Source organism: Snodgrassella alvi (genome assembly GCF_002777425.1).
Classification (GTDB): Bacteria; Pseudomonadota; Gammaproteobacteria; order Burkholderiales; family Neisseriaceae; genus Snodgrassella; species Snodgrassella alvi_B.
In genome coordinates this window covers 95,872-112,363 of sequence record NZ_MDVC01000001.1, presented here as the reverse complement: position 1 = coordinate 112,363, position 16,492 = coordinate 95,872, and the positions used below count along the sequence as shown (strand labels likewise).

At 47.1% G+C, this 16,492-nt stretch carries 14 protein-coding genes; 11 read left to right on the top strand and 3 right to left on the bottom strand.

What is annotated here, in order from left to right; translation table 11 throughout:
* Window positions 1-52: 52 nt before the first annotated feature.
* The 3 genes from BGI33_RS00590 to BGI33_RS00580 all read right to left on the bottom strand — a co-directional run bounded on the left by BGI33_RS00590 (window position 53) and on the right by BGI33_RS00580 (window position 3,360).
* A complete protein-coding gene (locus BGI33_RS00590; protein ID WP_100089444.1) occupies window positions 53-1,087 on the bottom strand; it encodes an NADH:flavin oxidoreductase/NADH oxidase in 1,035 nt (344 codons plus the stop codon).
* Between the two features lie 59 nt (window positions 1,088-1,146).
* Window positions 1,147-2,076, bottom strand: coding sequence for a 5'-nucleotidase (locus BGI33_RS00585; protein ID WP_100089443.1), 930 nt, complete (start codon window positions 2,074-2,076; stop codon window positions 1,147-1,149).
* A gap of 132 nt (window positions 2,077-2,208) precedes the next feature.
* A complete protein-coding gene (locus BGI33_RS00580) occupies window positions 2,209-3,360 on the bottom strand; it encodes a class I SAM-dependent methyltransferase (protein ID WP_100089442.1) in 1,152 nt (383 codons plus the stop codon).
* A 288-nt stretch (window positions 3,361-3,648) separates the two neighbouring features.
* Here BGI33_RS00580 and mraZ point away from each other — a divergent pair, with 288 nt between their 5' ends.
* The 11 genes from mraZ to murC all read left to right on the top strand — a co-directional run bounded on the left by mraZ (window position 3,649) and on the right by murC (window position 16,492).
* Window positions 3,649-4,104 (top strand): division/cell wall cluster transcriptional repressor MraZ, encoded by a 456-nt coding sequence (mraZ, locus tag BGI33_RS00575; protein ID WP_037404983.1) that lies wholly within the window; start codon window positions 3,649-3,651, stop codon window positions 4,102-4,104.
* Window positions 4,105-4,112: 8 nt separating this feature from the next.
* Window positions 4,113-5,045: a 16S rRNA (cytosine(1402)-N(4))-methyltransferase RsmH gene (gene rsmH / locus BGI33_RS00570; protein ID WP_373885071.1), complete on the top strand. Its 933-nt coding sequence runs from the start codon at window positions 4,113-4,115 to the stop codon at window positions 5,043-5,045.
* A 24-nt stretch (window positions 5,046-5,069) separates the two neighbouring features.
* Window positions 5,070-5,342 carry a cell division protein FtsL gene (gene ftsL, locus BGI33_RS00565; RefSeq protein ID WP_100089440.1) on the top strand — a complete coding sequence of 91 codons (273 nt, stop codon included), beginning with the start codon at window positions 5,070-5,072 and terminating at the stop codon, window positions 5,340-5,342.
* Between the two features lie 71 nt (window positions 5,343-5,413).
* The gene (locus tag BGI33_RS00560; RefSeq protein WP_100089439.1) at window positions 5,414-7,156 is read left to right on the top strand and encodes a peptidoglycan D,D-transpeptidase FtsI family protein; all 1,743 of its coding nucleotides are present in this window, start codon (window positions 5,414-5,416) and stop codon (window positions 7,154-7,156) included.
* Window positions 7,157-7,230: 74 nt separating this feature from the next.
* Window positions 7,231-8,709: a UDP-N-acetylmuramoyl-L-alanyl-D-glutamate--2,6-diaminopimelate ligase gene (locus BGI33_RS00555; RefSeq protein ID WP_100089438.1), complete on the top strand. Its 1,479-nt coding sequence runs from the start codon at window positions 7,231-7,233 to the stop codon at window positions 8,707-8,709.
* A 24-nt stretch (window positions 8,710-8,733) separates the two neighbouring features.
* Entirely contained in the window at window positions 8,734-10,092 is a 1,359-nt protein-coding gene (locus tag BGI33_RS00550) for a UDP-N-acetylmuramoyl-tripeptide--D-alanyl-D-alanine ligase (RefSeq protein WP_100089437.1), read from the top strand.
* A 149-nt stretch (window positions 10,093-10,241) separates the two neighbouring features.
* Entirely contained in the window at window positions 10,242-11,327 is a 1,086-nt protein-coding gene (mraY, locus tag BGI33_RS00545; RefSeq protein ID WP_100089436.1) for a phospho-N-acetylmuramoyl-pentapeptide-transferase, read from the top strand.
* 68 nt (window positions 11,328-11,395) lie between these two features.
* On the top strand, window positions 11,396-12,745 hold the full coding sequence (gene murD, locus BGI33_RS00540; protein ID WP_100089471.1) for a UDP-N-acetylmuramoyl-L-alanine--D-glutamate ligase: 1,350 nt from the start codon (window positions 11,396-11,398) through the stop codon (window positions 12,743-12,745).
* The gene (gene ftsW / locus BGI33_RS00535; RefSeq protein WP_100089435.1) at window positions 12,742-13,896 is read left to right on the top strand and encodes a putative lipid II flippase FtsW; all 1,155 of its coding nucleotides are present in this window, start codon (window positions 12,742-12,744) and stop codon (window positions 13,894-13,896) included. The genes murD and ftsW overlap by 4 nt, the downstream gene beginning before the upstream one ends.
* Before the next feature lie 36 nt (window positions 13,897-13,932).
* A complete protein-coding gene (gene murG, locus BGI33_RS00530; RefSeq protein ID WP_100089434.1) occupies window positions 13,933-15,000 on the top strand; it encodes an undecaprenyldiphospho-muramoylpentapeptide beta-N-acetylglucosaminyltransferase in 1,068 nt (355 codons plus the stop codon).
* 91 nt (window positions 15,001-15,091) lie between these two features.
* A complete protein-coding gene (gene murC, locus BGI33_RS00525; protein WP_100089470.1) occupies window positions 15,092-16,492 on the top strand; it encodes a UDP-N-acetylmuramate--L-alanine ligase in 1,401 nt (466 codons plus the stop codon).

Here is a 16,492-nt window from a genome sequence, read left to right as displayed (position 1 = left end):
ATAGGCCAAACTGTTTTCAGTCTGGCCTGTCTGTTTTGCTGAAAAGATAATTTTATTTCAGTTGTCCGCGCTGGTAAGAATTATTGAAAGGCTGATAATCATGGTCATGCAACTGCTTGGCAGCATCAGCTAACCAATTGATGTTGCGTAATAATACCCGCCCTTCCAAAATTAGGTCTGCCTGCTTGGTTTGCAGAATGTATTCAGCTAGGTCCGGACTATCCAGTAAGCCTACTGTAGTAACCGGAATGTTAACTGCCTGTTTTATGGCAGTAGCAAACGGTGTCTGATAGCCGCCATGTAGCGGTAAATCGGGGGCATAATCCATAACACCACCGGTTGATACATCAATAACATCAATACCATCACGTTCAAGCCACTGACACACTTGCTGCCAGTCGGCAATGCTGTTTTGCTTACCGCTTTGGTCGTAATCGGATAAAGACAGACGTACCCATAATGAGCCGGAAAACTGTGCGCGGATATCGGTGGCAATTTCGTGCAGTAGACGATATCGATTGGCTAACGAACCGCCATACTCATCGTTGCGCTGATTACTCAGTGGTGACAAAAATTCACTGATTAGATATCCATGTGCACCGTGAATTTCAATAACATCCACGCCAGCCTGTTGGGCACGTTTGCTTGCAGCCACGAAATCTGCCCGGATCTGCTTGATTTCATCCACACTGAGTGCTTGTGGCGTTCTTAAACTGGCGTTGAACGCAATAGCACTGGGTGCTACTGGTTGTGCGTCTACGGCCTTACGTCCGGCATGTGCCAGTTGTACACCAACTTTACTGCCCAGATAATGTAATGAATCTACCAGCTGGCTAAATTTTTCTGTCTGCTTATCGTTCCACAAGCCTAAATCATGTTTGGTAATGCGCCCGTCTGGCTGTACGGCAGTCGCTTCGATGATAATCAGGCCGACATTGGCAATGGCTCGTGCGCCATAATGAGCGAAATGAAACGGCGTAACAATGCCATCTTCCTTCTTTACTTCATACATGCACATCGGAGACATAACCACGCGGTTTTTCAGTGACAGGTTGCCAATAGTGATGGGTGATAATAGTAATGACATGGTTTTTTTCCTTTTTATGTATAAGTAATCTCGAAAATTTATTTAATTATCAACATATTTTAAGGATTAGTCACGCCAAATGGAATGTGTACCGATGGAAGTATTTGTGCTACTTTTTCTAAATGAATCATCTGGTCATCGAAAAAAATGTGGGGCCGCATAATTTCTAATACTTTATTTTTTTCTACTCCACCAAGAAAAAAAGCTTCATTAATTTCTATTCCTAGTTCTCTTAAAGTGTTAATAGCTCTTGTATGCGACGGTGCGTTTCTTGCTGTGACGAGCGCTGTTTTAAGAATTGGTCGATATTTAGAATTTTGAGAGAGTTCTAAATGCTCGATTTTCTGAATATGCGCTAGTCTGCGAATAAATTTATTTAACGGCCCTGGATTATGGAGAATATTTCGTTTTAAGTTTTCATTTTCATGAAAACTTTTTAAATCTCTGTTTCGCTGGTAGATTGCTTCAGCCTCATCATCAATGATTACACCATCAAAATCAAATGCGATTCTTAGCTCATGGTCGTTAATATCGTCTTTTATATTTCCTTTCATTACCATACCAGCAGGATAACCAGCTACTGTCGCTTGACGCACATCAACTTTGTTAGCTGATAGAAATAACTCAATATCGAAAGCGGGTATGTAAGGCAAAGGTGACTTTCCCTGCAAAAAAACAGCTCTGGTAATATTTAAATTGTAATGCTCTATTGAGTTCATCACTCTCAAGCCAGTATCTGGATCATTCCTTGATAATAATATTACTTCTACAAGAGGTCCATTTTCATTATTTAATGAATTTAATGACAAAAGTCTCTTTATAAAAGGGAATGCAACTCCTTTTTTGAGTGGTTCATTTTCATATGTCCTCTGGTGATTTCGATAACTCTGTTCTCCCTTGGTTCTGAAAATCTGATCTGATTCTTCTAAATCAAATAATGCACTTGAAGCCAATCCTATTACTAGTCTTTTGGTTAGATCATAAGCCATTCTTTTCTATATACTCCTGCTGTTAGAATTGATTGTAGTTAGTAGATAATAAGGGTTTATACTATATTGCATATTATAAAAATAATTGTTTTTTATATACTTGCAAGTAGAATTTATTTGTAATTAATCTTTCTATAGTTTATGACACAAATCCCCATGCATAAATCCTTGCCAGTCAACATCAATATCTTTGCCAAATGCGATAACTTTAAATAATTCGCCCATTTCATGCGCGTTCAGCAGGGTATGGCAGGCTGAGGCTGCCTGAACGTAGGTTGTATCCTCGGGCTTACCGGTTTGTGCCAGTAATTCGGTTATACCCAGATTGAGCAGAAATGTTGCCTGATTGGTGTAGCCAATCAAGTCCAGATGATTATCGATCCCGGCGTCGGCAATGCGGGTGAAGTTGACATGGGCGGTTAGGTCAGTCAGGCCGGGATAATAAAAGGGGTCATGAATGGTGTGATGACAGTAATGCCCGATTAAAGTACCCTGCAGGCGCTGCGGATGATAATACTGTGCTGCATCAAAGCCATAATCAATCCAGATCATGGCTCCGCGTTGCAGTTTTTGCGCCAGTGTGGCGACGAAGGCATATTGCTGTGGATGCAGTTCGGATTGATAGGGCTCTGCTGTTACTGGGAAGGTCTCCAGTACTTGCTGTTGTGCAGCCGGATTGCTAATGGGTCGGGATTGCCAGTTTAATCGGCCGTCCAGCCAGCTGACGCCCATTTCTGTTACCAGATTTCCCTGACGCTGATAAATCGGTACGGGCATGGCATCCAGAACTTCGTTGCCTAGCAGTATGCCATCAAATTGTGCCGGTAACTGGGTTAAGTGGATAACTTTGTTTGCCTGAGCAGGGGCATGGGTATGGATGTATTCGCGCTGGCGCTGTGCCAGTTCTGCCGACAGTTCGATAATGTAGTAGTACTGAAGCTGGCTGCTGTGCAATGCAGGCAGGATAGATGCGGCCAGTTGGCCGGTACCGGCACCAAATTCGTAAATGTTACCTGCAGTTTGCGGTAATAGTGCATTTAACTGCTGTGCTAATGTTTGTCCGAACAGCGGCGTTAGTCCTGGTGCGGTGATAAAGTCACCATCTCTGCCAAATTTTTGCGCGCCTCCGGTGTAATAACCATAACCAGGGGTATAAAGTGCCATCTGCATGTAGTCGGCGAAAGATAGCCAGTTATCCTGTTGCTGGATTTTCTGCTGAATGAGTGCAGTCAATGTCTGTGAACTGGCCAGAGCGGCTTGTTCAGGGCTGGGTAAATTATCCATGGGGTAGATGGTGAAAATTGTAAAGGAGAAGTCATTATAAACATTGATTTTCGCTTGTGTCTGTTCGGATAAAGTATCTCAAATGGTACAAATAAGCCGGTTTGCATGAATTGTAAATTAATGTATTGAAATAGTTATTTTTTTATGCTCTCAGCTGCTTTTCTGCGCAGGTAAAGTTTGCCTGGATTACATTGACCCTGCGTGCAAATTTGCCTTATAGTGTGAATAAGTGTGTAAAGGTGTGGCAAAGTGGGGGATAATCCCGTTACGGTGAACTGGAGCTGAGTCATGTTTGGCGGCGCGTACGAGTTGAGTATAGACAGTAAAGGGCGATTGGCCATCCCAGCCAAATTTCGTGATTTGCTGGCGCGTCATTTCACTCCGGTACTGGTAGCTACACTGGAAAAGCGCACGCATTTATTACTGTATCCCGAGTCATCATGGCGCAGTGTGGAAGCGCAGCTGTTACAGCTGCCTGTGGCAGGTAACAGGGTATTGCAGGCATATCAGAATTTACTGTTGCATAACGCTGATACCATGGAGCTGGATAGTGCCGGCAGGGTATTGTTGCCGGCGCACTTGCGCCGTTTGGTGAATTTTGAACGTGAGGTTTATGTGGTGGGTCGTGCCAATCGCATCGAGGTATGGGGTAGGGCACTGTGGGAAGAACAGAATAATGCCGCACTGGATATGGATGAAGACATGCTGGCAGCAGAACTGGGTAAGACTCAACTGCAATTATGAGTGAACAGATGAGTAATGGCGGTCATGTGACCGTTCTTTTAAATGAGGCAGTTGCCGGTTTACAGGTACAGCCTGCTGGTGTGTATGTTGACGGAACTTTTGGTCGTGGTGGTCATTCACGTCTGATTTTGTCGCAGCTGGGACATGATGGCCGGCTGGTTGTTTTTGACAAAGACCCGCAGGCGATAGCTGTGGCGCAGCAGCTGGCACAGCAGGACGGGCGGGTGCAGGTAGTGCATGAAGGTTTTTCTGCACTGACACGCTCACTGGAGCAATTGGGTATCAGGCAGATAAATGGTGCGCTGTTTGATCTGGGTATTTCGTCCCCCCAGATTGACGAAGCTGGCCGCGGTTTCAGTTTTCGCTTTGATGCGCCACTGGATATGCGTATGGATACCACACGCGGACAGTCGGCAGCTCAATGGTTAGCGGTAGCTGAAGAGCAGGCTATACATGAGGTGATTAGAAATTATGGTGAAGAGCGGTTTAGTCGCCAGATTGCACGGGCAATTGTGGCACAGCGAGAAGAAATGCCGATTGCCACAACCGGCCAGCTGGCGCGCCTCGTGGCACAAGTCGTCCGTACTCGTGAGCGCGGGCAGGATCCGGCCACGCGTACCTTCCAGGCCATTCGCATCTTTATTAACCGTGAACTGGAAGAAATAACAGGGGTGCTTCCTCAGGTGATGAATTGTCTGGTTACTGGTGGCCGGTTGGCGGTGATTTCGTTTCATTCACTTGAAGACCGTATTGTTAAACGTTTTATGCAGCAGCACAGTCGTCCGGCGCCTTTACCGCGCTGGGCTGTGGTTAAGGAAACAGAGCGTGAGCAGCCGCCCCTGCGTCTGATAGGCAAGGCACAAAAGCCCACTTCTGCCGAAATTGAAGCCAATCCGCGAGCCCGTTCAGCGGTGTTGCGTGTGGCAGAACGCAGTTGTTAGATAAAGATTTATGGTTGGTTTATTATGAATAAAATCAACGTTATTTTGCTTTTGTTGGTACTGGCTTCAGCATTTGCTGTGGTAACAGTACAGAATCGTTCGCGCCAGTTTTTTATCGCATTGGATAAGGCGCAAAAAGGGGAAAGTCTTCTGAATGAAGATTTCAGTCGTTTAAAGCTGGCGCAGGCACGGTTATCCAATCATCAGTTGATTCAGGATGCTTCAGCCCGGCAGAGTCTGCATTCGCCATCACTGGCCGAAACGCAGATGCTGGCCGTACCCCGACCAGTTAAATGATGATATGAATGAGCAGAGAATAATGGAATGTTGCTTTCAGGCAGCGATATCCGGCAGTGGAACAAGCTACTATGTTAATTAAAAACGATTATAAGCCGCGCATGCTGCCCCGTGAGGTGAAACAGGTCAAACCTGTAACAACCAACGGACGGATAGTGTTGGTGCTGGGCACTCTGGCTGTGGCATTTGCCATGCTAATCGGACGTGGTATTTATCTACAGACTGAAAAACATGAATTTTTGAAAGAGCAGGGTGATCAGCGCTTTGTCCGTACTCTGCCACTGATTGCCACTCGGGGCACAATCTCTGACCGTAATGGTGCGGCACTGGCGATCAGCGCGCCGGCAGATTCTTTATATGCAGTACCTTCGGCCATGGAACAGATGCCTGCTGAGGCTCAGCTGCAACAGTTGTCTGAGCTGATTGATGTACCGGTAGCAACGATTAAAAGCCGTCTCAGTCGTAATAAAGACTTTATTTATCTGAAACGCCAATTGCCGCCAGAGATTGCAGAAAAAGTGGCCGCACTGAATATTAAAGGTCTGGCCTTTCAGCATGAAAGTAAACGCCATTACCCGATGGGGCGGATTTTTTCTCATATTATTGGTTTTACCAATATTGATGGTAAGGGACAGGAAGGTCTGGAGCTGTCACGCGAAAGTATTCTGCATGGAGTTGACGGAGCCAAGGTTGTACTGCGCGACAATAAAGGTAATATTGTTGACAGTCTGGACTCGCCCCGCAACCAGCCACCGAAGAATGGTGCCAATATGGTGCTGTCTATAGATCAGCGTATTCAGTCCATTGCTTATGAATCTTTGAATAAAGCGATGCAGTTTCATACTGCTTCGGCTGGTTCTGTGGTGGTACTGGATGGTAAAACGGGTGAAATTCTTGCATTGGTCAATTCGCCGGGTTATGACCCCAATAATCCGGCATCTGTTGAAAGTGATGCACGCCGCAACCGTGCTGTTACCGATATGATTGAACCGGGTAGTGCAATGAAGCCGTTTACTATTGCCAAGGGGTTGGATAGCGGTAAAATCAGGCCGAGCAGCGGTTTTAATACTTTGCCATATAAAATCGGGCCGGCTACAGTGCGGGATACGCATAATTATCCTTATCTGGATGTGCGCGGCATCATTCAGAAGTCATCTAATGTTGGCACAAGTAAAATTTCTGCCATGTTTACTCCGGAAGAAATGTACAACCTGTATACTTCTATCGGTTTTGGTCACCGGATGCATTCCGGCTTTCCGGGGGAAACGCCGGGAGTGGTACGTGACTGGCACAACTGGCGCCCGATTGAGCAGGCTACTATGTCTTTCGGTTATGGTATTCAGATGAGCCTACTACAGCTGGCAAGGGCATATACTATTTTTACCAATGATGGAAAGTTATTGCCGGTCAGTTTTCTCAAGCTGGACAGGGCGCCGCAGGGTGAACAGGTTATCCAGCCAAAAACAGCACGGGAAGTACGTCATATGATGATTGCTGTGACTCAGCCTGGTGGTACTGGTTTGCAGGGGGCAATTGAAGGATATGATGTTGCCGCTAAAACCGGTACGGCACGAATGCTGGTAAACGGGCATTATTCTGACTCCAAGCATATGGCCACCTTTATTGGTTTTGCACCAGCGGATAATCCGCGTGTTATTGTGGCCGTCAATATCCAGAATCCTACTACTAATGGTTATTATGGTGGCCCGGTTTCTGGTCCGGTATTCCATGATGTCATGGCGGGTACGCTGAATGTACTGGGTGTTTCGCCTACAAGACCGGTGAAGACTGGTTTGCATACTGAAAGGCATTAATCTTTAGACAATCTGTGCTTGCACAGATTGTCTGTCTGTTTGTATCTGATGAAAATGTGTGAAACGGCTGTATTATGTTTTCCCTGAAGAATCCTTTGCCTGAATATCGTTTAAGTGCTCAAACGCGTGCACTGGTTGCGGGTCGTACCTTGCGGGTCGACAGCAGACAGGTACAGCCGGGCGATGTATTTGTAGCCTGTCAGGGTGAATATACTGATGGCCGGGATTTTATTCAGGCCGCTATCGATAATGGGGCAGCATTTGTATTCTGGGATGATGATGGTCAGTTCAGATGGCAGGCAGACTGGGCGGTAGCGAATGAAGCGGTAGTAGATTTACGTCAGCGTGCCGGACTGGTGGCTGCTGCCTGCTATGACTATCCGGGTAGGAAGCTGCCCATCTGGGGGGTAACCGGAACCAATGGTAAAACCTCAGTTTCACAATGGCTGGCACAGGCTGCTGATATTCTGGGAAAAAAATGCGCCATTATGGGCACTGTAGGTAATGGTTACTGGCAGCAGTTGCATGAGAGCATGAATACGACCATGGATGCGGTTGCCAATCAGACATGGTTGCACCGGTTTGTGCAAGAGAATGCGGCAGCAGTGGCCATGGAGGTATCCAGCCATGGTCTGGCTCAAAGTCGCGTAGTCGGCGTGCCTTTTACCAGTGCGGTGTTTACCAATCTGACCCGTGACCACCTAGATTATCATCATAGCATGCAACACTATGGGGCGTGTAAAGCTGCGCTGTTTTACTGGTACGGTCTGCAACATGCTATTGTCAATATCGATGATGAATTCGGCTATGAGTTGTGGCAGGATTTACGTCGTGCTCGTTTACATTTAACTATACTGACTTATGGCTTTCATGCAGAGGCGGATATTCATATTTATCAGTTTCAGGCCTCTGCCAGCGGTATGCAGATACATTTACGCACACCATGGGGTGAGGGTGTAGTGCATACCTATTTGTTGGGGCGCTTCAATGCTCAGAATCTGGCTGCCTGCGTTGGCGTATTATGTGCCAATGGTTTTGCTTTTGATGATGTGCTTGCTGTGTGGCCGCAGATTCGTCCGGCTACTGGGCGTATGGATTGCCTGATGGGGGATAAACAGCCGCTGGTGGTTGTGGATTATGCCCATACACCGGATGCGCTGGAAAAGGCATTGGCTACCTTACAGGAAATCAAGCCCGCCGGTGCACATTTATGGTGTGTTTTTGGCTGTGGCGGCGATCGTGATGCGGGTAAGCGGCCATTAATGGGGGCAGCAGCGGCTGCCGGCGCAGATTATGTGGTGGTAACCAGTGATAATCCACGTACGGAGAATCCGCAGGCAATTATTGCCGATATCTTACCGGCAATTGCTGCGCCGGTACTGGTTGAGGCAGACCGCAGTATTGCGATTAACTATGCTGTGAATCATGCGGCAATTGGCGATATTGTGCTGATTGCGGGTAAAGGTCATGAAACCTATCAGGATATCGGTGGCCACAAGCAGCATTTTTCTGATTTTGAAGTGGCACAGGCAGCTTTACGTCAACGCACCTGATGTCTATGTAACTATTGGTAGAACATGCCGAATTTAGATCTGGATTTTATTTATCAAACTTTTGGACAGGTGTTGCCTGACAATAATCAGCCGGTAACACGGGTGGTTATTGATAGCCGCCAGATTCAACCGGGTGATGTGTTTGTGGCCATTCAGGGCGAACGCTTTGATGGTCATGATTTTATTGATGAAGTACTGGTACAGGGTGCTCGGCTGTGTATTGTCAGCAGAGCCGACTGCCAAAATAAGGCGCATTGTCTGGTAGTAGCAGATACAGAGAAGGCATTAGGACAGCTGGCACAGGCCTGGCGTATGGTGGTAAATCCGGCATTGCAGGTTTTTGGTATTACCGGTTCGGCCGGTAAAACCACAGTGAAGGAGATGCTGGCTGCAATTTTGCGTCATCATGCCGGTAATGATGCCGTTCTGGCGACTACAGGCAATTTCAACAATCATATTGGTTTACCATTAACGCTGTTGCAGCTAAAGCCACAACACCGCTATGCGGTGATTGAAATGGGTATGAATCATGCCGGTGAGTTGAGTTATTTAACCGGATTGGCCAGCCCGGACTATGCGCTGGTTAATAATGCCTTGCGTGCACATATTGGTTGTGGCTTTGCGGATGTGGCTGATATTGCCCGTGCCAAAAGCGAAATTTATCAGGGATTGAGTGCGGACGGAATTGGCTTTGTTCCTGCTGATGATAGCCAGTCAGCTATTTGCATTGCCGCTTTACGTGGTAAACGTTATATCCGCTTTGGTACTGAGCAGGGTGATGTACATGCCGAAAATATTGTCTTGCAGCCTTTAGGTATCTGTTTTGATTTGCATAGCCCGCAAGGAGTAATTAATTTACAGGTACCGGTGCCGGGATTGCATATGGTGCACAATGCTGTAGCTGCCTGTGCACTGGCGTTGGCAGCTGGTTTGCCTTTAACGGCCTTGCGTGGACTGAATGCGTTTGAAAATGCCAAAGGTCGGTTGCAACGGAAACGCAGTGTCCATGGTGCTCTTGTGATTGATGACACTTATAATGCCAATCCGGATGCATTTAAGGCTGCTATTGATGTGCTGGCAGCATTTCCGGCACCACGAATTATGGTTATGGGTGCCATCGGTGAACTGGGTAGTAATGCTCCTGCTTTGCATGCCGAAGTCGGTGCCTATATGAGGATGCGTGGCATTGATGCTGCATTTTTTATTGGTGACAATAGTCAGTATGCAGCAGAAGCCTATGGAGCCGCGGAAGCGTTTTATCAGGACAGAAACAGGCTGATTGACGATTTACGTGCATGGGACCAGCAGATGGCTACCATTCTGGTGAAAGGCTCACGTTTCATGCATATGGAAGATGTGGTACAGGCATTAACGCAAGAATAAGCTGTAGATAACTATCTTCAAGCTGGATTGAACGACTTAGAATAGCCGTCTTATCCGGTTCAGGCTGCCATGAATGACTGTTTTCATTCAGGCAGCAGTGATTATTTGATTAACCGTCATGGCTCTGGCTGTGACAAGGGAAAACAACCATGCTGTTGTGGTTAGCGGAACTTTTTCATTACTGGATAAATGGTTTCCATTTATTTCAATATACTACTTTTCGTGCAGTGATGGCGGCACTCACGTCCATGGGCCTGAGTCTGGCATTCGGGCCGTGGATGATTCGTAAATTAACCCAGCTCAAGGTGGGGCAGGCGGTACGCGATGATGGTCCTAAAACTCATCTGATAAAAACCGGTACGCCGACTATGGGCGGAACGCTGATTTTACTGGCTATTACTGTTACAACCTTATTATGGGCCAATTTGGCCAATCCTTATATCTGGATACTATTGCTGGTGATGCTGAGTACCGGTGCACTGGGTTTTTATGATGACTGGAAAAAAGTAGTTTATAAAGACCCGCACGGGGTTTCGGCTAAATTTAAAATGGTATGGCAATCTGCTGTGGCACTGATCGCCGGTCTGGTGCTGTTTTATGCCGCGCATTTAAGCTCAACAACTGCTTTTATTGTGCCGTTTTTCAAGGAAATTACTTATCCGCTGGGTGGCATTGGCTTTGTGGTTCTGACTTATTTTGTGATTGTCGGTACTTCTAATGCAGTCAATCTGACTGATGGTCTGGATGGGCTGGCCGCTTTTCCAATAGTATTGGTGGCAGCAGGGCTGTCAATTTTTGCCTATGTTAGTGGCCATGCTGAATTTGCCCATTATTTGCAGTTGCCACATGTGCCCGGTGCCAATGAAGTGATGATTTTCTGTGCTGCAATTTGTGGTTCCTGTCTGGGATTCCTGTGGTTTAACGCCTATCCGGCGCAGGTATTCATGGGCGATGTCGGCGCGCTGGCGCTGGGTGCGGCACTGGGTACAATTGCGGTGATTGTGCGTCAGGAAATTGTACTGGTGATTATGGGCGGATTATTTGTGGTTGAAGCACTGTCTGTCATGCTACAGGTAGGGTCGTACAAATTGCGGCGCAAGCGTATTTTCCTGATGGCGCCGATCCACCATCATTTTGAACAGAAAGGCTGGAAAGAAACACAGGTTGTCGTACGTTTCTGGATTATTACCATGATTCTGGTGTTGGTGGGTTTGTCTTCTCTGAAAATTCGTTAATGGTAGTAAGATAAACAGTATCTGGCCATGATTATGTAATTGAAAAATAAGTGTAGGACTAAGCCATGATTGATTGGCGTAATAAAAAGGTTTTGGTTGCAGGGTTGGGACGCACGGGTGTTTCAATGCTGGCGTTTTTGACACAGGCGGGTGCTAATGTGGCCGCTTATGATGCACAGCCAGACGAAAAAACACGGCAGTCAGTCTCCGAGCGCTATCAGGTTGATGTACATACTGGCGAACTGGCTGCCCTGCTTGATGAGCATCAGTTTGATATTCTGGCTTTAAGTCCCGGAATCAGTCAGCGTCATGCTGCCATCGTTGCCTTTAAACGTGCCGGTGGTGTGGTGCTGGGTGATGTGGCGATTCTGGCTGATTTGCTTTCAGGTAGCGGCAGTAAAATTATTGCTATTACTGGTTCAAATGGTAAAACTACCACTACCAGTCTGGTGGGGTTTTTATGTGCACAGTGTGGGCTGGATACGGTAGTGGCTGGCAATATTGGTACGCCGGTACTCGAAGCCTATATGGAGCGCGCAGGAGGTAAAGCAGCCGATGTCTGGGTACTGGAATTGTCGAGCTTTCAGCTGGAAACCACGCCCTTTCTAAATGCAACTGCTGCCACAGTGCTGAATGTGTCAGAAGACCATCTGGATCGCTATGATGACTTGCTGGATTATGCCCATAGTAAAGACCGGATTTTTCGAGGCCAGGCGATTCAGGTATTAAATGCTGATGATGTATTCTGTCGTGCCATGCTGCGACATGGCCGTCCGGTAAAATGGTTTTCTTTACAGCAGGCTACTGATTTCTGGCTAAATAAAGATGTGTTATGTGCGGATAATGAGCCATTACTGACCTATGATGCACTGTCTTTACAGGGTACGCATAATGCGGCCAATGTGCTGGCTGCATTGGCTTTATGCGAGGCTATTGGTTTGCCACGGGCACAATTGCTCCAGCATGTACCTGCATTTAAAGGTTTGCCGCATCGGGTAGAAAAAGTAGCTGAAGTCAATGGTGTAACATTTATTGATGATTCCAAGGGAACAAATGTCGGCGCTACATGTGCCGCTTTGCACGGACTGGATAAACAGATTGTGCTGATTGCCGGCGGACAGGGTAAAGGGCAGGATTTTACCCCTTTACGGGCAGCCTTGCTTGATAAGGCCCGTGCTGTTTTGCTGATTGGAGTAGATAGGCATCAACTGGGAGCCGCTCTGGCAGAGGCTAAGTATCCAGTAGAGTATTGTGAAGATTTGCCTCAGGCCACTCAGCGTGCCTTTACGCTGGCGCACCCGGGGGATATTGTACTGCTGAGTCCTGCCTGTGCCAGTTATGATATGTTTAAGGGCTATGCACACCGCAGTGAAGTATTTATTGCCAGTGTTCAGCAGTTGCAGGGCGGCGCAGTATGATTACTGAATCACGCCTGCTGGATCGTAATTTGCTGCGCCGCGGCGATACTTTTGACCAGTCACTACTGTGGATGGTGGTATTGATGGCGAGTTTCAGCCTGATTATGGTGTACTCGGCTTCAATTGCCTATGCACAGCATGATGGTGGCAGTACCTATTATTACCTGATTCGTCAGGCTGTTTTTCTGGTGTGTGGTGGTATGTTTGGCTGTATAGCGGCCCGTATTCCTTTGCGTACCTGGAAGAAGTTAACACCATTGGTGTTGCTGTTCAGTATTATGCTGCTGATTGTGGTACTGGTAATGGGGCGGGAAATTAATGGTGCCAGACGCTGGATTAACGTGGGGATGATTAATATTCAGCCCACAGAAGTTTTCAAGCTGGCCATTATTTTATATTTATCGAGTTTTTTTACTCGGCGTGCTGAAATACTAAAAGAATTCAGAAAGGTCTGGTTTGCAGGTATTCCGATAGGGCTTGGGCTTGGGTTGATTATGCTGGAGCCGGATTTCGGTTCATTTGTGGTTGTTTCCGTTATTGCTGTTGGTCTGCTGTTTCTGGCTGGTTTGCCATTTCGCTGGTTTATGGCTGTAGTTGGATTTGGGTTGCTGGCTATGATTATGCTGGTGTTGTTCGAACCTTACCGTATGGCCCGTATTGCCGGTTTTCTTGATCCATGGGCAGATCCACTGGGTAAAGGCTATCAGCTGACGCATTCGTTAATGGCAATCGGGCGTGGTGGCTGGTTTGGTGTAGGATTGGGCGCCAGTCTGGAAAAGCGTTTTTATTTACCTGAGGCACATACGGATTTTATTCTGGCGGTTATCGGGGAAGAATTCGGTTTTGTGGGTATTCTGGTATTAATGTTCTGTTACATTTGGCTGGTGATTCGTGCCTTTTCCATTGGTAAACAGGCGCGTGATCTGGAACTGTTTTATGGTTCTTTTGTGGCAAAAGGCATTGGTATCTGGCTGGGTATTCAAAGCTTTTTTAATATTGGTGTGAATATTGGTCTTTTGCCGACTAAAGGTCTAACTCTGCCTTTACTGTCTTATGGTGGCTCGGCTGTTATGATTATTTTAATTTGTGTGGGTTTGTTGTTACGGGTCGATTATGAAAATCGGCGGGTAATGCGTGGTTTTAAAGTTTGAATAATCACAGAATATTTTTAGCTTGACGGGAAAACGATGAGTGCAAAAACCTTTATGGTCATGGCAGGCGGAACAGGCGGGCATATTTTTCCAGCGCTCGCTGTTGCTCAGGCATTGCAGGCGCAGGGACATCATATTGTCTGGCTGGGGAGTGCTGGTGCGATGGAAACACGTCTGGTACCACAGTACAACATACCGCTGGAAACACTGGCCATAAAAGGTATCCGTGGTAATGGGCTGAAACGCAAGCTGTTGTTACCGTTTACGCTGCTAAGTACCATTGCAGCAGCTCGGCAGATTATTCGCAGGCATCGTGTAGACGCAGTAATTGGTTTTGGTGGTTTTGTCACTTTCCCGGGGGGGATAGCAGCCAAATTATGCGGTTTGCCACTGCTGGTGCATGAACAGAATGCTATTGCCGGTTTATCCAATAAGGTATTGTCGCATTTTGCCAGTCAGGTAATGTATGCGTTTCCGCAAGTATTTGCGAATAAGAACGGGCTGGTTGGTAATCCGGTGCGGGCCGATATCGCCGCTTTGCCTTTACCACAGCAACGCTTTGCCGGCAGGCAGGGAGTATTGAATATTCTGGTGGTTGGCGGCAGTCTGGGTGCGGATGTTTTAAATCAGGTTGTACCACAGGCAGTGGCTTTATTGCCGGCATCACAGCGCCCGCGGCTGATACATCAGTCTGGACGCAATAAACTGGCACAATTGCAGCATAATTATGCCGAGTGTGGTGTAGAAGCTGAATGTGTTGAATTTATCACAGATATGGTTTCCGCCTACCGCGATGCTGATTTGGTGATTTGCCGTGCCGGCGCCTTGACTATTGCCGAGTTAACTGCCGCCGGAGTAGGGGCAATTCTGGTGCCTTATCCGCATGCTGTAGATGACCATCAAACAGCTAATGCGCAGTTTATGGTTAAGGATGGTGCTGCTGTGTTATTGCCGCAGACCAGTCTGAATGCACAGGCGTTAATGACTGTACTAACAGATTTATCGCGTGAACAATGTTTGCAGATGGCGGCTAAGGCGCGTGCATTGGCACAGCCGGATAGTGCGGCTAAGGTAGCTGCGGCAGCCGTGGCCAGTATCCATTAAATTATGATTGAGTCGGCTTGAATGATGTTTGGCCGAGTATCCAGCCGGAAGTCTGGATTAGCAGGAAAAGTTATATAGTATGAAAGAAAATATGAAAGACCGTATCCGCCATATCCATTTTGTGGGTATCGGGGGTACTGGTATGTGTGGTATTGCCGAAGTTTTGCATAATGAAGGTTATCATATCAGCGGCTCTGATCTGGCTGATAATGCAGCAACCCGACATTTGCAGGCAATCGGTGTGCATATCTGCTCTGGTCACAGTGCAGAGAACATCACTGGTGCTGATGTGGTGGTCACTTCAACGGCAGTTAAAAAAGACAATCCAGAGGTTGTGGCCGCACTGGCACAGAAGATTCCAGTGATTCCGCGCGCTATGATGCTGGCAGAAGTCATGCGTTTTGGCCGTGGCATTGCGATTGCCGGTACTCATGGGAAAACCACGACCACCAGTTTGACGGCTTCAGTATTGGCTGCTGCCGGACTGGATCCGACTTTTGTAATCGGTGGCCGGTTAACTGCTGCCGGAACAAATGCCAAGCTGGGCAAGGGTGAATATATTGTTGCTGAAGCGGATGAATCAGATGCGTCATTTCTCTATCTGACGCCTCTATTTACGGTAGTTACCAATATTGATACCGATCACATGGATACTTATGACCACGATGTAGAAAAACTGCATCAGGCTTTTGTAGACTTTGTGCATCGGATGCCGTTTTATGGCAAGGCCTTTCTGTGCATTGACAGCGAACATGTGCGTCAGATTTTACCGCAGATTCAGAAACCTTTTGTCACCTATGGGCTTGATGACAGTGCTGATTTGTATGCTACTAATATTGTTGCCTGTGGTGCGCAGATGCACTTTGATGTGCATACCCGCAAAAAAGGCATTGAACCGTTTAGTGTAACGGTTAATATGCCGGGGCAGCATAATGTGCTGAATGCGCTGGCGGTGATTGGTGTGGCGCTGGAAGTTGGCGTATCTGTGCCGGCAATACAGCTTGGATTGGAAAGTTTTGCCGGAGTGGGACGCCGTTTTCAGCAATACGGTGAAATTTCATTGCCGGAAGGGGGTAAGGCATTGCTGATTGATGATTATGGTCATCATCCGGTAGAGATGTCTGCAACCATAGCAGCGGCACGGGGTGCCTATCCTGAGCGTCGTCTGGTGGTTGCATTCCAGCCTCATCGCTATACACGTACGCGAGACCTTTTTGAAGATTTTGTACAGGTATTAAGTAAAGCTGATGGCGTAGTGTTAACTGAAGTGTATGCTGCAGGTGAAGACCCGATTGTGGCAGCAGACAGTAAGGCATTAATGCGTGCAATTAGAGTGTTGGGCAAAGTTGAACCGATTTATGTGGCAGACGTGGATGAAATGGCATCTACTTTATTAAATGTGTTGCAAGATGGTGATGTTTTGCTCAATATGGGTGCCGGCAGTATTAATAAAGTACCAGCCATGCTTACGGGTATGGCTGCTACGGTATAG